The sequence below is a fragment of the Polymorphospora sp. NPDC050346 genome, from assembly GCF_040655695.1.
GTDB lineage: Bacteria > Actinomycetota > Actinomycetes > Mycobacteriales > Micromonosporaceae > Polymorphospora > Polymorphospora lycopeni.
The window spans coordinates 66,463-84,998 of record NZ_JBFAKM010000020.1 but is presented as its reverse complement, the minus strand read 5'-3'; the positions used below and the strand labels follow the sequence as shown (position 1 = coordinate 84,998).

Genomic DNA, 18,536 nt, shown 5'->3' with positions numbered 1-18,536 from the left:
GTCAGCCTCCGTTGCGGCGGGGGTCACGGGAGTCGTTGAACCGCGTGCCGGCCAGCGTCGCCGCCAGCACCAGGAACAAAATCGCCAGCGACGGGAAGAGCGTCTGCCACCAGGCGATCGCGATCGTGCCGCTGCGCTGGGCGTTGAGCAGGATGCGTCCCCAGGACCAGGCGTCCGGGTCGCCGAGGCCGAGGAAGCTCAGGCCGGCCTCGGAGATCACCGCCCGGGAGGCGGTGAGCAGCACGCTGACGACCATCAGCGCGACGACCGCGGGAAGGATCTCGCGGGTGACGATCCGCCAGCCGGTGGCGCCGAGCACCCGGGCCCCGTCGATGTAGGGCATCGCGCTGATCACCAGGCCCTGCGACCGGATCAGCCGGGCCACCTCGGGCCAGGCGAAGAACCCGATGATCAGGGTCAGCGTCCATACGCTCGGGTTCACCACCGCGGCCAGCATGATCATCAAAGGCAGGGTGGGCAGCGCCAGCATCACGTCGGTGATCACCGTGGCGACCGCGTCGATCGGGCGGAAGTACGCCGCGGCAAGTCCGATCGCGGTGCCCAGCACGATCGCGATCAGCGAGGCGGCCAGGCCGATCACCATGCTGGTCCGGGTGCCCCAGACCACCTGGGCGAAGATGTCCTGCCCGAGGTCGTCGGTGCCGAACCAGTGCGCTCCGGACGGCGGTTGCAGCACGTCCGGGCCGGCACCGGCGGGCTCGTCGGCGATCAGCGGCGCGAAGATCGCCATCAGCGCCATCACGAGTAGCACCAGCAGCGACAACGCCACGGTGGGCTGCCGCAGGTAGTTGGACCAGGAGGACCGCTTGGGCGCGGCCGGGACCGGCGGCAGTGCCTGCTCGGCCAGCACGGGGGCACTCACGGCGCCCTCCCTTCTGTCTTCACGAAGGCGGGGTTTCGCTCCGCCGCACTCCTCGCGCTCGCGGTGATTCCTGAGTTCGCGACTGCGGGGCTTCGCTCCGCCGCACTCCTCGCGCTCACAGGCGGATCCTGGGATTGAGGACCGCGTAGAGCATGTCGGTCAGCGCGTTGGCGATCACCACGGTGACGGCGAGCATGATGAACGCGCCCTGGATCACCGGGTAGTCCTGTTGCCCGACCGCCTCGTAGATCAGCCGGCCGACCCCGGGATAGGCGAAGACCGTCTCGGTCAGCACCGCGCCGCCGACCAGGGTGCCCAGTTGCAGACCCATCAGGGTCAGCGCCGGCAGGATCGCGTTGCGCAGGCCGTGCTTCCAGACCCGACGCCGGGCCGAGAGACCACGGGCCTGCGCCGCGCGGATGTAGTCCTCACCGAGGACCTCGATCATGTTGGTACGCAGGGTCAGCGCGTACGGGCCGAGCTGGACCAGGACCAGGGACAGCACCGGTAGCGCCAGGTGGTGGAACAGACTCAGGTAGGCGGCCGCGCCCCGGGTGTCGGGGTCGATCGCCCCGCCGATCGGGAACCAGCCGAGCTGGGCTCCGAGGAAGACCAGCAGCAGGATGGCGACGCTCGGCACGAACAGGGCGTTCGCGCTGATCCCGAAGCCCTGCAACGCGCGGTCGAGCCACTTGCCGCGGTTGACCGCGGCGGCGACGCCGATCGGGATACCGACGGCGACGGTGAGGACGAACGCGCTGCCGGCCAGCAGCAACGTCCAGGGCAGCCGGTCGAGGATGATGTCGGTGACCGGCTGGATCTGCCGGAACGAGATGCCCAGGTTGCCCTGGACCAACTCGCGCAGGTACGACACGTACTGCTCCCACAACGGGCGGTCGAGACCGTACGTCTTGAGCAGTGCCGCCTGCATCTCCGGCGTCATGTCGCCCTCGACCATGAGGGTCGTGGGGTCCCCCGGCAGGAGCCGGAGCAGGAAGAACGTCGAAGTGATTGCAATCCATATGGTCAGGACGGCCTTCAGTGCCCGGCTGAGCACGAAACGCGCCATGGGGGACCCCTCCTTTCCCTCTGGTTCGGGTTACTTGACCGGGGTGACCTGGGCCAGCGAGTACGCGGTGACCATGCCGAGCAGGTCCGACGGCGACGGAACGAAGCCGGTGAACTTGCTGGCGTTGTAGGCGAACTGGAAGTTCTCCACGTACAGCGGGGTCAGGTACGCCTGCTCGTGCACGACCTTGTCAATGTTCTTGATCTTGGTCTTGAACGCCTCCGGGTCGGTGGTGCCGGCCGCGTCGTTGATCAGCGCGTCCATCTCCGCCGACTCGAGCAGGTTGTAGTTGATGCCACCCGGGTTGCTGGACAGGTAGGTGCTGCGCAGCTGGTCCATCGGGTTGTCGAACACGCCCCACTGCGAGGCGTCGATGTCGTACTCGCCGTTCTTGGTGCGGGTGAGGAACGTGTTCCGCTCCACGCACTCGTTCTCCAGCTTGATGCCGGCCTGGGCCGCGCTCTCGCGGAAGAGCTGCACCACGCGGGTCATGTTCGCGTTGGACTGGTCGCACGCCACGCCGAAGTTCAGCTCGTCGAAGAAGCCGTCGTTGTTGGCGTCCTTGTAGCCGGCCGCGGTCAGCTTGGCCTTCGCGCCCGCCGGGTCGAACGCGTACGGCTGGATCTCGGTGTTGTCGTACTCCGAGAAGATCGGCGAGATCGGACCGGCCATCTGCTGGCCGTCACCCTGCAGCACCGCCGAGATGATCGCCTTGGTGTCGACCGCCATCGACAGCGCCTGCCGGACCTGCTGGTCGGCGAGGCGCTCGTTCTTCATGTTGTAGGTAAGGTGCGCGAAGCCGAGCGCGCCGACCTTCTCGAGCTTGATCTTCTCGTCGTTCTCGAAGGTCTTCGCCGCCGAGACCGGCACCGGGGTGCCCATCATGTCGATGTCACCGTTGCGCAGCGCCAGCATCATCGTGTTCACGTCCGGGTAGACGCGGTACTCGACCTGGCTGACCGCCGCCTTGCCCTCCGGCGCCAGCGGGTAGTTGTCGTTGCGCTTCATCACGTAGCGCTGGCCCTTGGTCATGCTGTCCAGCACGAACGGACCGGCACCGACCCAGTTCGAGTCGTTCGGGAACTTGGACAGGTCCCCGGCGTTCTCGAAGATGTGCTTCGGCACGATCGACATCCAGAACCCGACGCCCTCGGCGAACGGCGCGTACGGCTGGGAGAGCTTGAACTTGACCGTGGTCGCGTCCGGCGCCTCGATCGACTCGACCCAGGTCAGCTTCGCCGCGACGTTGCCGAGCTTGTACTTCATGATCATCTCGGCGCTGAACTTGACGTCCTCGGCGACCACCGGCTTGCCGTCGGTCCACTTGAAGTCGTCCCGCAGGTCGAAGACGGCGGTCCTGCCGTCGTCCTCGTAGCGGTACTCCTTGGCCAGTTCCGGCGCCTTCTTCGCGTTCTCGTCGATCCGCAGCAGGTGCGGGTACATCGCGTTGAGAATCCACGAGTCGGTCTTGCTGAGCGACTGGAGCGGGTTGAAGTTGCTCACGTCGGTGGTGGTGCCGATCCGCAGCACCGCGTCCGACGACGAGCCGCTGGAGGACCCGTTGTCCTCGTTCAGGCCGCAGCCGGAGATACCCAGCGTGGCCGCCACGCCGAGTGCGACAGCGAGCCGCCACCGACCCTTGACTGTCTTTTTCACCAAACCTCCTGAAGAACCCGAATGATGTTGCCGCCGATGACCTTGGCGATCTCGTCGTCGGAGTAACCGTGCGTGACAAGCCACCCGACGATGTTGCTGAAGCACTCCGCCGGGTTCTCCATGCCGCTCACGTAGGGCACCCGTGGGTGGTCCACCACGCCGTGGGCCTTCCCGATCGCCAGGTGCTGGGTAAAGCTGTCGTGCAGCCCGACGTGGTCACCGAAGTTGGTGTCCGGACCGAACGCCACGTGGTCGATGCCGACCAGCTCCACGCAGTAGGTGAAGTGGTCCATCACCGACTCGATCGAGTGGTGCGGGTGGTCCGCCGAGAGGGTGGTGTGCGGAGCGGCCTCGATGCCGATCACCCCACCCCGGTCGGCGCAGGCCCGGATCACCTCGTCCGGCTTCATCCGAGGGGTGTTCCAGACCGAGCGGGCGCCGGCGTGGGTGATGAACACCGGTACCCGGCTGGCCTCGATCACGTCCAGCGAGGTCTGGTCGCCGGAGTGCGAGATGTCGATGGCGATGCCGAGCTTGTTCATCCGGTCCACCGCGCGCCGGCCGAAGTGGGTCAGCCCACCGTCGCGGTCTTCGGAGAGACCGGAACCGAGCATGTTCGCCTGGCTGTACGCGATGCCCATCTGGCGGACACCGAAGCCGTAGAGGATGTCGATGCGGTCCAGCTCGTTCTCGATCATCGTGGCCGCCTCCAGGCCGGCCACCAGGGCGATCTGGCCGTTGCGCTTGGCCTCGAAGATCTGCTCCAGTGTCGTCGCCACGACCACGTGGTCCTGCTTGGCGACGTCGGCGAAACGCAGGCCGATGTCGTAGATGACGTCGTCCCACTTCCAGGCGTGCTCGCTGGTCACGCAGCCGGTGCCGTTCATGAAGTTGTCGAAGACCGCGGTCATGCCGGAGCGGGCCAGGCCCTCGAAGCCGAAGGAGTTGCGGCCGGTGCGGTTGTAGTCGCGCAGTTGCGACACGTCGTCCGGCAGGATCTTCGGGTGCTCGTGCAGCGAGATGGCCATGTGCTCACGGAGCAGCCGGGCCACCCGGGTTCGTTGGTCGTCGCTCAGGCCGAGGTCGTGTTCGGGCACCCGGCCGAGTTGCGGCGCGAGTTCGAACACCTTGTAGTCGGCGTGCGGCGTCAAGTAATCGAAGGACCGGTATCCGGCATAGCGGGGGGCAGATTCCTGCACTCGTCAACTCACCTCGTCAGGGTAGAGGCATGAGGAATGAGGTCTGACCTCATGCCTGCTGGGAACCTAGTCCAGGGGTGGCCGTCCCCGTAATAGCTGTGACCTGACTGTTATAGAGGGCAGGTGTGGAGGGTAACTTAGACCTATTTACGGAGCTTTGTCATGCCGGATGAAGTTAAGACAGGCTCGCGAGGGTCCAAGCCTCGACCACGCTCCTCGGGGAGTGGTCTGACCAATTTCGTCGGCGATCCGCCACGCCACCCGCCAATGGCCGCTCTCGACACCCGTCCGGGGGCCGCGGCGGTATCCTGACCCGGTCGGGCGCCCGCCCGCGGGTGACCATCCGACCGCGTCACGTCGGAGTGGGCACCGGGAGGACGGAGCGGGCATGGGTGGCGGGCGACGAGCCGGCGACGCGGACGTCGCCTGGCTCGACCGGGTCGCGCAGGCGGCCGCCCGGGACGCCGGAGACGTGCCGGTGGAACTGCTCGGCGACTACCTCGGGCTGCTGGTGGATGCGGCGGTGACCGGCCGACGCCCCAGGCGAGCCGAACTGGAGGCCGTCGGCCTGCTCGGCAGGCGCGCCGCCGAACAGGGCGTCTCCGCCGGCCGGGTGGTGCAGCTCTACCTGTCGGCCGCCCGCCGGATGTGGCAGGACCTGCCCCGGCTGACGCGTTCCGGTGACAGTGACGCGGTCCGCGCCGCCGCCGAGGCGGTGCTGCACGTGCTCGACGACGCGGTGGCGACGCTGGCCGAGGGGTATGCGGTCGCCCGCCGGGAACTGGTCCGGCGGGAAGAGGCGCTACGCCGTGAACTCGTCGACGACCTGCTGCGCGGCGACTCGGACCTGGGCGGGTTGGTCCAGCGGGCCGAGCCGTTCGGCCTGGACCTGGCGCGGGTGCACCAGGTGGCGCTGGCCGCGCCGAGCCGCCGGCTTCCGGACACCGAGACGGCCATCAGCGCGCTCGAAGGGGTCATCTTCGACCGGTTGGGGGACCGGGACGTACTGGTGGCCACCAAGGAAGGGCTGCTCGTGGTGCTGGCACCGGCGCCGGGCGGGGCCGCCGAGAGCGCCGGCGCCGGTCCGGGGACCGGGTTGGGGCGGCTGATGCTCGCCGAACTCGACCGGCTGCCCCGGGGAAGGCCGTGGCAGATCGCGGTCGGCCGGTCCTACCCCGGGGTGTACGGCATCGCCCGCTCCTATGAGGAGGCCCGGGACGCGCTCACGATGGCCCGGCGGCTGCGGGTGGAAACACCGGTGGTCGACGCCCGCGACCTGTTGATCTACCGCGTGCTGTTGCGCGACCAACCGGCGATCATCGACCTCATCCAGGCCGTACTCGTCCCGCTGAATCGGGCCCGCGGCGGCGCCGGCCCGCTGCTCGAGACGCTGGAGGCGTACTTCGCCAGTGGCGGCACCGCCACGGTGGCGGCCCGCCGCCTGCACGTGTCGGTCCGCGCGGTCACCTACCGGCTGGCCCGGATCAGGGCGCTGAGCGGTTACGACGCCGCCGACCCGACCGACCGGTTCACCCTCCAGGCGGCGGTGCTCGGCGCCCGGGCGCTGGACTGGCCGAACCAGCCGCTGCCGGCCGGTGCCTGAGTTCGCGGCGCCCCGTCGAGACACCTGCTCACGACGCGACCTCGCCGGGCAGATCGACGACATCCAGCAGACCCAGGAGCCCGGCGAGGGTGAGCGCCTCGGCCCGGGTCAACGCGAGACTCCACATCCGGTCCGGGTCGCCCGGATCGTCGTAGAGCAGGTCCCGTCGGCCACCGGCGAGGTGGGTGACCACACCGACCTGCCGGCCGTCGGCGGTCGTGATGACCTGACGCAGCCCGATCCCGGGCAGTTCGGTCCGTTCGACGTGCATGGGAACTCCAATCGGTAGGGAAGGTGCCGCGGATCAGGCGGTGAGCAGCAGGCCGAGCCCACGGATCGTGGCCAGCCAGGGATTCTCGGGTACGGTCACCGACCGGCCGGTCAACGCCGCCAACCGGCCGGCGACCCCGACGGTCGCGGCGCCGCCCCCGGTGATCAGTAGCCGGCGGCGTCCCCGTCGCCCGGGCGGACTGGCCAAACCCCGTACGGCCCGGGCGATCGCCGGGACCTGGTCGACGTGGTTGACCGTGTCGACCCGCAGGGCGGCCAGCACCTCGCCACCGTGGACCTGGACCACCTCGGTCCGCCCGTGTCCGATGTCGACAGTGACCAGTTCGTCGTCCGCGTCGAGACTCGGGCCGCAGGCGAGGCTGGCCGCCAGGGGTTCCTCCACCCAGGACACCCGCCCACCGGTGGCCCGCCCGGCCGTCGCGATCAGCATGTTGCGCTGCATCAGGGTGGCGGTGGCCGGCACCCCGACCAGAACCGGGGACGGCTTGCGATCCGGCCCGGCACCGAGCATGGTGCGCAGCAGATACGCGCAGGCCGGCAGATCGGCGATGACGCCGTCGCGGACCGGCCACACCAGCGGGGCACCGGTCCGTTCGGCGAGGTCCAGGGCGTCCCGCCCGGCCGCCAGGTACCGGCCGGCGGAGGCCCGGGCGACCACGGTCGGCGCGACCAGCGGGTCGTGACCGGCCAGCCAGATCCGTACGTTGAGGGTGCCCAGGTCGATGGCGATCGGGCAGCGGCCCCGCGCGCGGGCGTACGCCCCGGGAGCGAGCACTTTTCGGCCTCCGTTGTTCGACGACAGCACCGAATACGAGAGTCACCGCCGGCAGGGAGTGGGCCGGCCAGACCGCGCGCAGGCGCGATCCGGCCGGGGCGGCACGTATCGGTGGGTGGGGAAGGCGGCCGGTAACCGGCCGAGGAAGACGTGGTCCGGTCCGGCGACCGCGGTCAGCCGGTGCGGGCGTGCCCCGGTGGAGCCCGGTCGGCGGACCAGACCGGCCGGCGGCCGGCTGTCCACCGGTGGCGTGGTGATCCGACCCGACACCGCGGCGCGCGGCCGGCCGGGGCGGCCGACACGAGCACGGACAGCACCCACAACATCGACAGCATCCGCTGCTCGTCGATGGTTGTCCGATGCTTCCGGCCAGGCATGGCGCCACCATAGCCCGGTTGCCGGACCCTGCCTACCGATCTCGGCGCGGTGGGCGTCGGCCCGACCGATGGTTGCCGGACCCCGGCAACGAGCGGACCGGGTTGTTGGCCGGCGGCCACCCCTGTCGACCGGGGTGACCGCCGGCCACGCTGGTGGCTCCAGGTGCTGTTGCGACCCTGCCAGGAGGCGGTGATGACGACCCGTGTGGCGAAGCCGTGGCCCGCTGCCCCCGGTCGCCCCGCCGGCGGTCCCGGACCGGGGCCGTCCCGCGCCCGACGCCCGATAGGGCGCGCGGCAGGCGGCCCGCCCGGTCCGGGACCGCGTCACCGTCGGCGCGTCCGTCCCGCCGTCGTGTCCGGCAACTGATTCCAGCCGTTCCGGTTCGCGCCGACGGCCCGGCGGGCGTATCCGCCCGTGGCCCCGCGTTCCACCACCGCCGTCGTACCCGAAGTTGAGAGGGGATCGGCATGACCACACACCTCGGCGCCCGCCGCCCGGCCGCCGCCCGGCGATCCGCGCCGCACGACCCGGCATCGGCCGTCATGACGTCGCCGACCCCGGTCGCGGTCGACCTCGGTAGCGCGTACCTGACGCTCTGGGCCGGAGAACGGGGGGTCACCGCGGCGCCGACGAACGAGGGCCGGACGCCCCTGATCCGCCGGGCCCGGATCATCGACGGACCCGGAAGCGTCGCGCTGCTGTCCCGCCTGCTGCTCGACTACCACGACCCGGTACCGGCCGGCGCGGTCGTCGTGGCCTGCCGCCCGGTGCTGGCGCCCCCGGCCGACCAGCAGTTGACCCGCCAGGTGCTCACCCAGGTGTTCGCCCCGTCGCGGCTGCTGTTCATCGACACCCTGCGTGCGGCGGCGATCGGCGCCGGCGCGGCGACCGGCCGGTTGCTCATCGCCGACATCGGGGCGGAACTGACCGAGGTCGCGATGCTGGACGACGGCCACGTCGTCGCCGCCCGCCGGGCCGACCTCGGCACCCGCGACCTGGCCCGGGGCGCCGGAGTGGACATGCTCGCCGACACCGCCGTGCGCGCACTACGCGACGTATGCCAGCAGGCCGGCACGCACCGCTTCGCCCCACGGGCGCTGACCCGCGGCCTCGTTCTCGTCGGCGACGGAGCGACCCGGCCGGACCTCACCACCCAACTGGTGAGCCGGCTACGTACCTCGGTGCACCCTGCCGCGGCACCGCACACCGTGGCGCTCACCGGCGCCAGCCTCGCGGCGATGGCCGCGATGCGCCACCCGACCGCCGGCTGACCCACCTGGCCACCCGGCAACCCGAGACTCCGGCCACCGAGGCCGGAGACCACCAGTCCCAGCCAAGGAGTACGCCGTGACCGACACCGTCCAGGACCCCGTCGAGCGCCTACGGGTCCGGCTCGAGGAACAGTTCCAGCAATACACCGAACAGCTCACCGAACTGACCGTGCACAGTCGACAGCCGGGCCGTGGCGGACACGACCCGGACACCCTCAACGGGCTGCTGACCACCGCCCGGGACGGGCTCGCCGGGACCGCCGAAGCGTTGCGCCGGATGTCGGAAGGCACCTACGGCCGTTGCGACCGGTGCGGTGGGGAGATCCCGATGGGACGCCTGGAGATCCTGCCGCACGCCCGGTACTGCGTCACCTGCCAACGGGCGTAGCCCAGGAACTCCGGGGCATGATGGGGGCACCGCGTTCGTCTACCGGGGGAGCAGAGGATGGACCATCAGGCCGCGCTCGCGTCGCTGTTCCTGCCGGAGGGACGCCTCGACCCGTACCCGGCCTATGACGTCGTCCGGGCGCACGCGCCGGTCTTCCAGGCGTTCGACGGCCGCTGGTTCGTCACCACCCACGCGCTCACCAGCCGCCTGCTGCGCGAACCGAGTCTGCGGGTCGCGGACGCCACCGACTACGACGCCTTCTGGCCGGACTGGCGACAGAACCGCGGCGTCGCCTCGATCGTGCTGTCCATGCTGCAGACGAATCCACCGGACCACACCCGGATGCGCCGGGCGGCCGCGGCCACCTTCACCGCCCGCCGGGTCGCCGCGATGCGCGACGTCATCGCCGGCCAGGCCGAGGATCTGATCAAGGCGATGCCGAGCAGCACGGACTTCATGAGCGCGTTCGCGTACCCGCTGCCGGTCGGCGTGATCTGCGCGCTGCTCGGCGTCCCGGAGGCGGACCGGGCGTGGTTCCGGCAGCGGGCCGCCGACCTGACCGTGGTGCTGGAGCCGATCAGCACCGACGAGGAGATGCGGCTCGCCGACGTGGCCGGCCGCGAACTCGAGGCATACTTCACCGGCCTGATCGGGGAGCGCCGCCGGGTCCCACGGGAGGATCTGACCAGTGCGCTCGTCGCCGCGCGCGACGACGACACCGCCGGTGCCGCGCTGACCGGCGAGGAGTTGCTCGCCAATCTGGTGCTGTTGCTGGTCGCCGGTTTCGAGACCACCACCAACCTGCTCGGCACCGGCATCCGGATCCTGCTGGAGCATCCCGAGCAGGCCGACCGGTTGCGCGCCGACCCGGACCTCGCGCCCGCGTTCGTCGAGGAGATCCTCCGGTACGACTCCCCGGTGCAGCTGACCTCCCGGTTCACGACCAGCCCGCTGGATCTCGGCGACGGGCTGCGGGTCGACAGCGGCGCGGAGTTGACCATGCTGCTCGGTTCCGCCAACCGGGACCCGGCACGCTACCCCGACCCGCACCGCTTCGACCCGGACCGGCCGAACATCCAACCGGTCTCGTTCGGTGGCGGCGCCCACTACTGCCTCGGTGCGCCACTCGCCCGGCTGGAGGCCCAGGTCGCGTTTCCGCTGCTGCTGGCGATGCTGCCCCGGCTGAGCCTGGCCGGCCCGGTGGAGCGCCGTGACCGGTTGGTGCTACGCGGCTTCGCCGCGCTGCCGGTCACCACCGGCTGACCCGGCCGCACCGTCGTACTTCAAGGGCGGTCGGCCGGGTACGGCGTGCCGTTGTCCCACCACCTCGCCTCAAGTCCGAGGTCCTGGATCCGTGCGGCGGTGTCGTCGGCCAGGCCGGCTCCGACCGCCAGGAGGATTCCGCCGGTTCCCGGTTGCCGGCGGGCGAGGGCGCCGGTCAGGTGCTCCACCGGTTGCAGGTGGATTCCCCGGTGACCGAGGCTGGGATAGGTGTCGGCGATGGCGACCAGCGTCCCGTGCCGGCCACGGAGCAGACCCGCGGGCATCGCGAAGTGCCCGGTGCGCCACGGGTGTGGGGTCAGTGCGCTGTCGTCTCCCGTGTCGAGGTACCGCTGAAGGTCGGCCGCATCGGTGCTCCCGGTCAGTTCGGCGGTGTCGAGGTTGGCGACGGGTGTCGCGGGCAGCCCGCTCGCCAACATCGCCAGCACGGCGACGAGCCGGGGGACCGTCCACTGCCCGGTGACCGGGACCGCGGCCAGGGCGCCCCGGGACGCCGCGACGACGGCGGCGCCGACCCCACGTGCCGAGGTGCCGGCGTCGCCGAACGAGCCCGCGTGGGGCAGGCCGGGCCAGGCCGACGTCGCCGGTGGCTCCCCGGCCGGCCGGCTCTCCGGCAGGTCGTGGGGCCAGATCCTGGTGCCGGCGGCGAGTGCGCAGGTTCGTACGTCGGTGCCGGTGGCGAGTGCCGCCCAGAACGGGCCGCAGAGTTGGTCGGGCTGGGGCAGCGCCCGGGCGTGGTGTTCGAGAACACCGGCCACGCCCGGGAACCACTCCACCTGTTCGATCAGTACTTCCACAGATGTGCCTCGACGACCTCTTCCGCCGAGCGTTCCGCGGCCCAGGCCCGGTCGGCTTCCCGCACCGCGCGGAACGCCCCGTAGGCGGCCGGGCCCAGCGCCGCCTGGAGCAGGGTGCTCCGCTCCAGCGCGGCCGCCTGTTCGGCAGGGGTGGCGGGAAGCCGGTGGACATCGGCGGCCGCCCGCTGCTCCTCCGACCAGGTGCCCGGGTTGTCCTGGACCGGTGCCGGCACCGAGAGCTTCTCCTCGATTCCGGCGAGACCCGCCGCGATCACGGCGACCAGCGCCAGGTAGGGGTTGGCGGAGGCATCCGACGGTTTGAGCTCGACGTTGGCCTGGTCGGCGCCGAGCAGCGGGGTGCCGGGGATGTAGCGCAGCGCGGCCTCCCTGTTCTGCAGACCCCAGATCGCGTACGCGCTGGACCAGTAACCGGGCCGCAGCCGGGCGGACGACGGCACGCTGGGTGCGGTCAGCGCCGTCAGCGCGGGCAGTTCCCGGAGCAGGCCGGCCAGGTATCCCTCACCTTCGGGCGAGAGGCCGTGGTCGCCCGTGCCGGGCAGAAGGTTGCGGCCGTCCCGCCACACCGAGGTGTGCAGGTGCCAGCCGTTACCCACGCCGGTCGTGGTGACCAGCGGCGCGAAGCTGGCGCGTAGTCCGTGCGCGCGGGCGGCGGCATGGACGGTCTGGCGGGCCAGCAGCTGTTCGTCGGCGGCCCGCAGCGGGTCGGCCGGCGCGAGGCTCAGCTCGAACTGGGCCGGGCCGTACTCCGCGTGCAGTTGTCCGATGCGCAGACCGTTCGCCTCCAGATCCTGCAGCAGGTCGGCGGCGAACTCGTCGACCGACAGCAGCGCCACCGGGCCGTAGGCCGGACCGGTCGGCAGGGGCCGGCCGTCCGCCGGGGAGAGGACGAACTCCAGTTCCCAGCCGGCCTGGAACCGGAGTCCGCGCTGGGCCGCGGCCTCCACCTGCCTCGCCAGGATCGAACGCTGGTCGTAGGGCCACGGCGTGCCGTCGGCGGCCACGTGCTGCCCGATCGTCCAGGCGAAGGCCGGCTGGCCGCGCAGGGCGACGAGCCGTTCCATGACCGGCATCAGCCGGACGTCGCCGGACGGTGTGGACAGTCCTTCGTGGCCGAAGGTGATGGTGTCGTGGGAGTCGAACACCGAGAGGAGGGTGGTGACGCCGACACCGCGCTCGGCGACCTGTTCCAGCGCGGCGACGGGTACGGTCCGCGAGCGTGGGATGCCGTTGTTGTCGGCCCAGACGATCGTGACACCGACGACGCCCTGCCGGCGCAGTTCGCTGGCCCGGGCGGCGAGATCGGGCGGGTTGTCGGGCATACGGTTCGCTCCTTTGATCGTGTGCGTTCGTCAGCGGGCGGGAGGGCGGGGGAGCCGGGTCCCGGTGGAGGATGCGCCCGGTGCGGCGATGTGCGGATTCGGCCACCGCATGACCAACTTCTCCTATGGTTTTAGGAGGTTAGGGTAGAGATCTGAACCATCCGCGGCAAGGATGCGATCACCTTCGAACCGGATGATAGTCAGCATCGGCCCACCGCTCCCTTCCGGCGTCATCCCGCCGGACCGACCCGCCGCTCTGTCCGGAGTGGACGGACATCTACCGGCCGGCGCCGGGCGCCGGCGGCCGCCACGCCGTGCGAGGTGGGACCGCGGACCGGGTCGAACGACCGGGTCATCCGTCGGGCGATGCCGGCGTGGTTGGTCCCCGGATTGGGTAGGAGCTGGTCATCGGGGGTGCCGGAGTTGGGAGGCGGCATGCGACGGCTCGTTGCGGTCCTGGTGGCCCTCCTGCTGCTGGCCACCGGATGTCGGGGCTGGCCGGCCGACGCCGGCGACACGTTGGCACACGTGCGGGACGGCGTGTTGCGGGTCGGCGTGACCGAGAACCCGCCATGGACGACCGTCGCCGACGACGGCGTCGTGGCCGGCGCCGAAGCCCGACTGGTACGCCGGTTGGCGGGGCGCCTCGGCGCGCGGGTCGAGTGGTATCCGGGTTCGGAGTCGACGCTGATGGCCGCCGTCAAGGACCGGGTGCTCGACCTGGTCATCGGCGGGCTGGACGCGAAGGCGCCGTGGACCGAATCCGCCTCGTTCACCCGCCCCTACGTGACGACGCGGACGGTCGTGGCGGCCCGGCCCGGGGTGGAAGTACCCGACGATCTCGACGACGTACGGGTGGCCGTTCCGGCCGGCACCGCCGAGGTCGCGGCGCTGGCCGGCGAGGGGGCGGTGGTCGTACCGGTTCCGGAGGTGACCGGCGCCGAGACGATCCCGGTCGTCGTCGGCGAGTGGCGGGTCGCCGCGCTCGGACTGGACGAATCCGGGCACGACCTGGGCGGGCAGGACCACGTGTGGGCGGTCCCGCCGGGGGAGAACGGCTGGCAGGTCGAGGTGGAGCGGTTCCTGCTCGGTCTGTCGCACGCCGAGGTGACCAGGCTGCTGGTCGAGGCGGAGCGGCCGGGGGCCGGGTCATGAGGGTCTACGACCGGTTCGAGATGCCCCCGGACCGGGCCGAGCTGCACCGTCGCGCGGTGCGGCTGGAGTGGGTGACGATCGGGTTCTTCGTCGTCGCGGTGTCGCTGCTCGCGGTGACGCTCGGGCAGTCGCAGGCGATGAAGGCGGCGTGGATCGAGGACATGCTGGGGCTGGTGCCGCCGATCGTGTTCCTGATCGCCGCCCGGTACCGCAACCGCAGACCCAACCGGCGGTTCCCGTACGGCTACCACCGGTCGGTCAGCGCCGCCTTCCTGGCCGGCTCCGTCGCCCTGCTCGGGCTCGGCGGGTACGTCGTCTACGACTCGCTGACCCGCCTGATCGCCCGCGAGCGGGCACCGATCGGTCTGGTCGAGGTGTTCGGGTTCCAGTTCTGGCTGGGCTGGCTGATGGTGGCGGTCCTGCTCGTCACGATGGTTCCGGCGATCGTGCTCGGTCGGATCAAGCAGCGGATCGCTCGCGAACTGCACGACAAGGTCCTCTACGCCGATGCCGAGATGAACCGGGCGGACTGGCTCACCGCCGGTGCCGCGATCCTGGGCGTGCTCGGCATCGGCGCCGGACTCTGGTGGGCCGACGCCGTCGCAGCCCTGGTCATCGGCGGGGACATCGTCCGCGACGGGATACGTACGACCCGCAGCGCGGTGGGGGACCTGATGGACGAACGTCCCACGGTCGTCGACGGTAGCTGCCCCCATCCGCTGCCGGACCGGTTGCTGGCCGCGGTCCGCGACCACGACTGGATCAACGACGCCTGGCTGCGGGTCCGTGAGGAGGGGCACGTCTTCGTCGGTGAACTTCTCGTGGTCCCCCAGACCGACACCGACCGGCTGGTGCACCGCCTCGAGGAACTGTCGGCGTTCGTACGCGACTTCGACTGGCGTATGCACGACCTGGTGGTCGCCCCGGTCTCCCGCATAGAGCACGACTGAGCCGGTCAGGTCGCGGTGAGGACGAAGCCGCTCCTGGGCCGGGTCGGGATGCGGTGCAGCGGGATCGTGAGGTCCTGGTCCGGCACCCGGTAGTCGAGCTCGACCAGGCACGACACGAGCCGGCGCAGCAGGGTCACGGTCAGGTCCTCGCCCGGGCACCGGTGCCCGGTGCGGACGTCGCCGCCGCCCTGCGGGATCAGTCCGAACATGTCGACTTCGCGTCCGACGAAGCGTTCCGGGTCGAACCGGTAGGGGGCGGGCCACAACGCCGGGTCGTGGTTCTGCCCGTAGATGTCGAGCAGCACCAGCGTTCCGGCGGGAATGTCATGGCCGGCCCAGCTCAAGTCGCGTACGGCCCGGCCGCCGACGAAGGGCGCGAACGGATAGAAGCGCCGGACCTCCTGGACCAACGGCCCGGCGTAGGCCGGATCGTCCCGCAGCCGGGCCGAGTGTCGCGGCCACCGGTGCAGCGCGTGCGCGGCGAAGGTCAGGAACCAGCTCACCGCGACGGTGGGACGCAGCAGGTTGAGCAGTTCCACCGCCGCCGTGCCCCACCAGGCCGACGACCCGCTGTCCCAGGAACCTGCCCCGGACCGGGCCGCCGCCGGCGCGGCGCCGCCGGTTGGACAGCCAGCCGTAGCCCTCGTACGCCAGGGCGAGGGTGTCGTCGAGAGCCATACCGACTGCCGTTCCCCGACCACCGGCCGGCAAACCCGGGCCACCCGGAGCGGCACCGGCCGCCGCGCCGCGTCACCGCGTCCGAACTGGGGCGAGGACGGCGCGGAACGGTTTGCGGTCGATCCGCCTCGGGCATCTGCCCAGGTGAGAGCCGGGTGAGCGGACGCTGCCCGGATGGACGCCGGAGAAGGGGATCGACATGGACGGCATCGTGATGCTGCGTGAGGACCACAAGACGGTCGAGGACCTGTTCAAGAAGTTCGAGAAGACGCACAAGGATGCCACGCCGAAGGCGAAGCGTGCCCTGGTCGACAACATGATCAAGGAGTTGACGACACACGCGTTCATCGAGGAGACCATCTTCTACCCGGCGGTCCGCGAAGAGGCACCCGACACGACCGAGCACGTGCTGGAATCGGTGGAGGAACACCACGTGGTCGCCTGGCTGCTGTCGGAACTGCGTGACCTCGATCCGGGTGACGAGACCTTCGACGCCAAGGTCACCGTGCTGATCGAGAACGTGCGGCACCACGTGGAGGAAGAGGAGAAGGAGTGGTTTCCGGAGGTCCGCAAGAACCTCGGTCGTAACCGCCTCGTCGAACTCGGCGAGCAGATGACCGCCGCCAGGTCGAAGGCGCCGGCCGACCCTCTGGCACTCAGCTCGGCGAAGGCCTGACCGCCCGGCACCCGGCGTGCGTCACGGCCCCACCGGACGGCGGGAAGGAACCGTGACATGAGCGGGCAACAGCAGTTCGAGGACCGGCAACAGCCACCGGGCACCCTGGCCGCCATGCGGCACAAGCCCGACCACGGCGAGGACTCCTACCAGGGCTCGGGACGCCTGCGGGACAAGAGGGCGATCGTGACCGGCGGCGACAGCGGCATCGGCCGCGCGGTCGCGATCGCCTTCGCCCGCGAGGGCGCCGACGTGCTGATCTCCTACCTCGACGAACACGACGACGCCGAGAGCACCGCGAAGCTCGTCGAGCGGGCCGGCCGGCGGGCGGTGCCGGTACCCGGCGACCTCGCCGACCCGGCACACTGCCGGAACGTCATCGCCCGGGCCGTCGAGGAACTGGGCGGCATCGACGTACTGGTCAACAACGCGGCCTACCAGATGACCCACGAGACCGTCGAGGAAATCACCGACCACGAGTGGCAGCACACCTTCGACGTCAACATCACCGCGATGTTCCGGCTGGTCCACGCCGCGCTTCCGCACCTGGGCCCCGGCGCGTCGATCATCAACACGAGTTCGATCAACTCGGACATGCCCCGCCCCACCCTGCTGCCGTACGCCACGACCAAGGGCGCGATTGCCAACTTCACCGCCGGGCTGGCCCAGATGCTCGGCGAGCGGGGCATCCGGGTCAACAGCGTCGCCCCGGGCCCGATCTGGACCCCGCTCATCCCGTCCACGATGCCGCCCGAGCAGGTCGAACAGTTCGGCCGCAACGGCCCGCTCGGCCGCCCCGGACAGCCGAAGGAGGTCGCCCCGGCCTACGTGCTGCTCGCCTCCGACGAGGCCAGCTACATCTCCGGGGCGATGATCCCGGTGACCGGCGGCAAGCCCATCCTCTAGCTACGGCGCGAGCACGACCTTCACACAGCCGTCCGCCTTCTTCTGGAACATCTCGTAGCCCTCGGCGGCGCGCTCCAGCGGCAGCCGGTGGGTCCGCAGGTCCGCCACCCCGAGCGGGTCGTCGTCCCGCTCGAGGACCGGCAGGATCTCATCGGTCCACCGGCGGACGTGGGCCTGCCCCATCCGCACCTGGACGCCCCGGTCGAACATCTCCATCAGCGGCATCGGGTCGACCTCACCGCCGTAGACGCCGGAGAGCGAGACCGTGCCGCCCCGCCGGACCGCCTTCACCGCGGCGTGCAGGACGCTGAGCCGGTCGACCCCGAACCGGTCGGTCACCGACTGCGCCACCCGGTCCGGCAGCAGCCCGACCGCGGCCTGGGCGGCCTTGCCCCACGGCGAACCGTGCGCCTCCATGCCGACCGCGTCGATCACCGCGTCCGGGCCCCTTCCGTCGACCATGTCGATCAGCGCCCCGGGAACGTCGTCGAGGTCGGTCACGTCGACGACCTCGACACCATGGCGGCGGGCCATCGCCAACCGCTCCGGCACCAGATCCAGCCCGATGACCCGCCCGGCGCCGAGGTGCCGACCCACCCGGGCGCAGAACTGCCCGACCGGCCCGAGACCGAAGACGGCGAGGCTGCCGCCGGGCGGAACGTCGGCGTACCGCACCGCCTGCCACGCCGTCGGCAGGATGTCGGACAGGTACAGGTAGCGCTCGTCCGCGCCACCGGGCGGCACCTTCACCGGACCGAACTGTGCCTGCGGAACCCGGAGGTATTCGGCCTGCCCGCCGGGCACCGACCCGTACAACGAGGTGTAGCCGAACAGCGCGGCACCCTTGCCCGCGGACCGGACCTGGGTCGTCTCGCACTGGGCGAACAGTTGGCGCTCGCACATCCAGCACGATCCGCACGCGATGTTGAACGGTACGACGACCCGGTCGCCCGGCCGGAGCCGGTCCACCCCCGGCCCCACCTCCTCCACGATGCCCATCGCCTCGTGCCCGAGGATGTCGCCGGGCTTCAGATACGCCCCGAGCACCTCGTACAGGTGCAGGTCGGAGCCGCAGATCGCGGTGGACGTCACGCGTACGACGGCGTCGGTGGGCTCCTCGATACGCGGATCCGGGACGTCTTCCACCCGGACATCCCGCTTACCCTGCCAGGTCAGAGCCTTCATGCCGGTGCACCTCCGAGTCGCTGTCGTCGGAGATCTGCTACCCGGAATCACGTTC

General features: G+C 70.9%; 18 protein-coding genes. 8 read left to right on the top strand and 10 right to left on the bottom strand.

The genetic code is table 11. The features are described 5' to 3' along the window. Position 1 precedes the first annotated feature (1 nt). From AB0I42_RS21135 to AB0I42_RS21120, 4 genes are all read right to left on the bottom strand, one after another. Positions 2–883 (bottom strand): ABC transporter permease, encoded by an 882-nt coding sequence (locus AB0I42_RS21135; protein ID WP_357539253.1) that lies wholly within the window; start codon positions 881–883, stop codon positions 2–4. A 115-nt stretch (positions 884–998) separates the two neighbouring features. Continuing rightward, positions 999–1,952: an ABC transporter permease gene (locus AB0I42_RS21130; protein WP_357539252.1), complete on the bottom strand. Its 954-nt coding sequence runs from the start codon at positions 1,950–1,952 to the stop codon at positions 999–1,001. Between the two features lie 30 nt (positions 1,953–1,982). After that, positions 1,983–3,608, bottom strand: coding sequence for an ABC transporter substrate-binding protein (locus AB0I42_RS21125; RefSeq protein WP_357539251.1), 1,626 nt, complete (start codon positions 3,606–3,608; stop codon positions 1,983–1,985). Next, positions 3,605–4,759 carry a membrane dipeptidase gene (locus tag AB0I42_RS21120; protein ID WP_357539250.1) on the bottom strand — a complete coding sequence of 385 codons (1,155 nt, stop codon included), beginning with the start codon at positions 4,757–4,759 and terminating at the stop codon, positions 3,605–3,607. The genes AB0I42_RS21125 and AB0I42_RS21120 overlap by 4 nt, the downstream gene beginning before the upstream one ends. Positions 4,760–5,195: 436 nt before the next feature. Between AB0I42_RS21120 and AB0I42_RS21115 the strand changes: the two genes are divergently transcribed. Further along, positions 5,196–6,410: a helix-turn-helix domain-containing protein gene (locus AB0I42_RS21115; RefSeq protein WP_357539249.1), complete on the top strand. Its 1,215-nt coding sequence runs from the start codon at positions 5,196–5,198 to the stop codon at positions 6,408–6,410. A gap of 28 nt (positions 6,411–6,438) precedes the next feature. Here AB0I42_RS21115 and AB0I42_RS21110 read toward each other — a convergent pair whose 3' ends face one another. After that, positions 6,439–6,681, bottom strand: coding sequence for a potassium transporter TrkA (locus tag AB0I42_RS21110; RefSeq protein WP_357539248.1), 243 nt, complete (start codon positions 6,679–6,681; stop codon positions 6,439–6,441). Positions 6,682–6,714: 33 nt separating this feature from the next. Further along, entirely contained in the window at positions 6,715–7,476 is a 762-nt protein-coding gene (locus AB0I42_RS21105) for a rod shape-determining protein (RefSeq protein ID WP_357539247.1), read from the bottom strand. Positions 7,477–8,321: 845 nt separating this feature from the next. Here AB0I42_RS21105 and AB0I42_RS21100 point away from each other — a divergent pair. From AB0I42_RS21100 to AB0I42_RS21090, 3 genes are all read left to right on the top strand, one after another. Further along, positions 8,322–9,125 (top strand): cell shape-determining protein MreB, encoded by an 804-nt coding sequence (locus tag AB0I42_RS21100; RefSeq protein WP_357539246.1) that lies wholly within the window; start codon positions 8,322–8,324, stop codon positions 9,123–9,125. A 76-nt stretch (positions 9,126–9,201) separates the two neighbouring features. Further along, a complete protein-coding gene (locus AB0I42_RS21095; protein WP_357539245.1) occupies positions 9,202–9,513 on the top strand; it encodes a TraR/DksA C4-type zinc finger protein in 312 nt (103 codons plus the stop codon). Between the two features lie 57 nt (positions 9,514–9,570). After that, on the top strand, positions 9,571–10,776 hold the full coding sequence (locus tag AB0I42_RS21090) for a cytochrome P450 (protein ID WP_357539244.1): 1,206 nt from the start codon (positions 9,571–9,573) through the stop codon (positions 10,774–10,776). 20 nt (positions 10,777–10,796) lie between these two features. Here AB0I42_RS21090 and AB0I42_RS21085 read toward each other — a convergent pair whose 3' ends face one another. Together AB0I42_RS21085 and AB0I42_RS21080 are read right to left on the bottom strand one after the other, a co-directional pair. Beyond that, entirely contained in the window at positions 10,797–11,591 is a 795-nt protein-coding gene (locus AB0I42_RS21085) for a hypothetical protein (protein WP_357539243.1), read from the bottom strand. Beyond that, positions 11,579–12,931 (bottom strand): glutamine synthetase family protein, encoded by a 1,353-nt coding sequence (locus AB0I42_RS21080; RefSeq protein WP_357539242.1) that lies wholly within the window; start codon positions 12,929–12,931, stop codon positions 11,579–11,581. Before AB0I42_RS21080 ends, AB0I42_RS21085 begins: the two co-directional genes overlap by 13 nt. A 435-nt stretch (positions 12,932–13,366) precedes the next feature. Here AB0I42_RS21080 and AB0I42_RS21075 point away from each other — a divergent pair, with 435 nt between their 5' ends. After that, positions 13,367–14,086 carry a transporter substrate-binding domain-containing protein gene (locus AB0I42_RS21075; protein ID WP_357539241.1) on the top strand — a complete coding sequence of 240 codons (720 nt, stop codon included), beginning with the start codon at positions 13,367–13,369 and terminating at the stop codon, positions 14,084–14,086. Then, positions 14,083–15,036 carry a cation diffusion facilitator family transporter gene (locus AB0I42_RS21070; protein ID WP_357539240.1) on the top strand — a complete coding sequence of 318 codons (954 nt, stop codon included), beginning with the start codon at positions 14,083–14,085 and terminating at the stop codon, positions 15,034–15,036. Before AB0I42_RS21075 ends, AB0I42_RS21070 begins: the two co-directional genes overlap by 4 nt. Positions 15,037–15,041: 5 nt before the next feature. Here the strand turns inward: AB0I42_RS21070 and AB0I42_RS21065 are convergent, their stop codons facing one another. After that, a complete protein-coding gene (locus AB0I42_RS21065) occupies positions 15,042–15,575 on the bottom strand; it encodes a cytochrome P450 (RefSeq protein WP_357539239.1) in 534 nt (177 codons plus the stop codon). A gap of 338 nt (positions 15,576–15,913) precedes the next feature. Between AB0I42_RS21065 and AB0I42_RS21060 the strand changes: the two genes are divergently transcribed. Further along, positions 15,914–16,390, top strand: a complete 477-nt coding sequence (locus AB0I42_RS21060; protein WP_357539238.1) for a hemerythrin domain-containing protein — start codon at positions 15,914–15,916, stop codon at positions 16,388–16,390. 57 nt (positions 16,391–16,447) lie between these two features. Next, entirely contained in the window at positions 16,448–17,296 is an 849-nt protein-coding gene (locus AB0I42_RS21055) for an SDR family oxidoreductase (RefSeq protein WP_357539237.1), read from the top strand. Here AB0I42_RS21055 and AB0I42_RS21050 read toward each other — a convergent pair whose 3' ends face one another. Then, a complete protein-coding gene (locus AB0I42_RS21050) occupies positions 17,297–18,481 on the bottom strand; it encodes a zinc-dependent alcohol dehydrogenase (protein ID WP_357539236.1) in 1,185 nt (394 codons plus the stop codon). It lies immediately after the preceding gene. Positions 18,482–18,536: the final 55 nt, after the last annotated feature.

Excerpts from the sequence above, each read along its gene's own strand:
- AB0I42_RS21130 (WP_357539252.1), bottom strand. The coding sequence starts at position 1,952 with ATGGCGCGTTTCGTGCTCAGCCGGGCACTGAAGGCCGTCCTGACCATA.
- AB0I42_RS21115 (WP_357539249.1), top strand. The coding sequence starts at position 5,196 with ATGGGTGGCGGGCGACGAGCCGGCGACGCGGACGTCGCCTGGCTCGAC.
- AB0I42_RS21110 (WP_357539248.1), bottom strand. The coding sequence starts at position 6,681 with ATGCACGTCGAACGGACCGAACTGCCCGGGATCGGGCTGCGTCAGGTC.
- AB0I42_RS21100 (WP_357539246.1), top strand. The coding sequence starts at position 8,322 with ATGACCACACACCTCGGCGCCCGCCGCCCGGCCGCCGCCCGGCGATCC.
- AB0I42_RS21090 (WP_357539244.1), top strand. The coding sequence starts at position 9,571 with ATGGACCATCAGGCCGCGCTCGCGTCGCTGTTCCTGCCGGAGGGACGC.
- AB0I42_RS21080 (WP_357539242.1), bottom strand. The coding sequence starts at position 12,931 with ATGCCCGACAACCCGCCCGATCTCGCCGCCCGGGCCAGCGAACTGCGC.
- AB0I42_RS21075 (WP_357539241.1), top strand. The coding sequence starts at position 13,367 with ATGCGACGGCTCGTTGCGGTCCTGGTGGCCCTCCTGCTGCTGGCCACC.
- AB0I42_RS21070 (WP_357539240.1), top strand. The coding sequence starts at position 14,083 with ATGAGGGTCTACGACCGGTTCGAGATGCCCCCGGACCGGGCCGAGCTG.
- AB0I42_RS21060 (WP_357539238.1), top strand. The coding sequence starts at position 15,914 with ATGGACGGCATCGTGATGCTGCGTGAGGACCACAAGACGGTCGAGGAC.
- AB0I42_RS21055 (WP_357539237.1), top strand. The coding sequence starts at position 16,448 with ATGAGCGGGCAACAGCAGTTCGAGGACCGGCAACAGCCACCGGGCACC.
- AB0I42_RS21050 (WP_357539236.1), bottom strand. The coding sequence starts at position 18,481 with ATGAAGGCTCTGACCTGGCAGGGTAAGCGGGATGTCCGGGTGGAAGAC.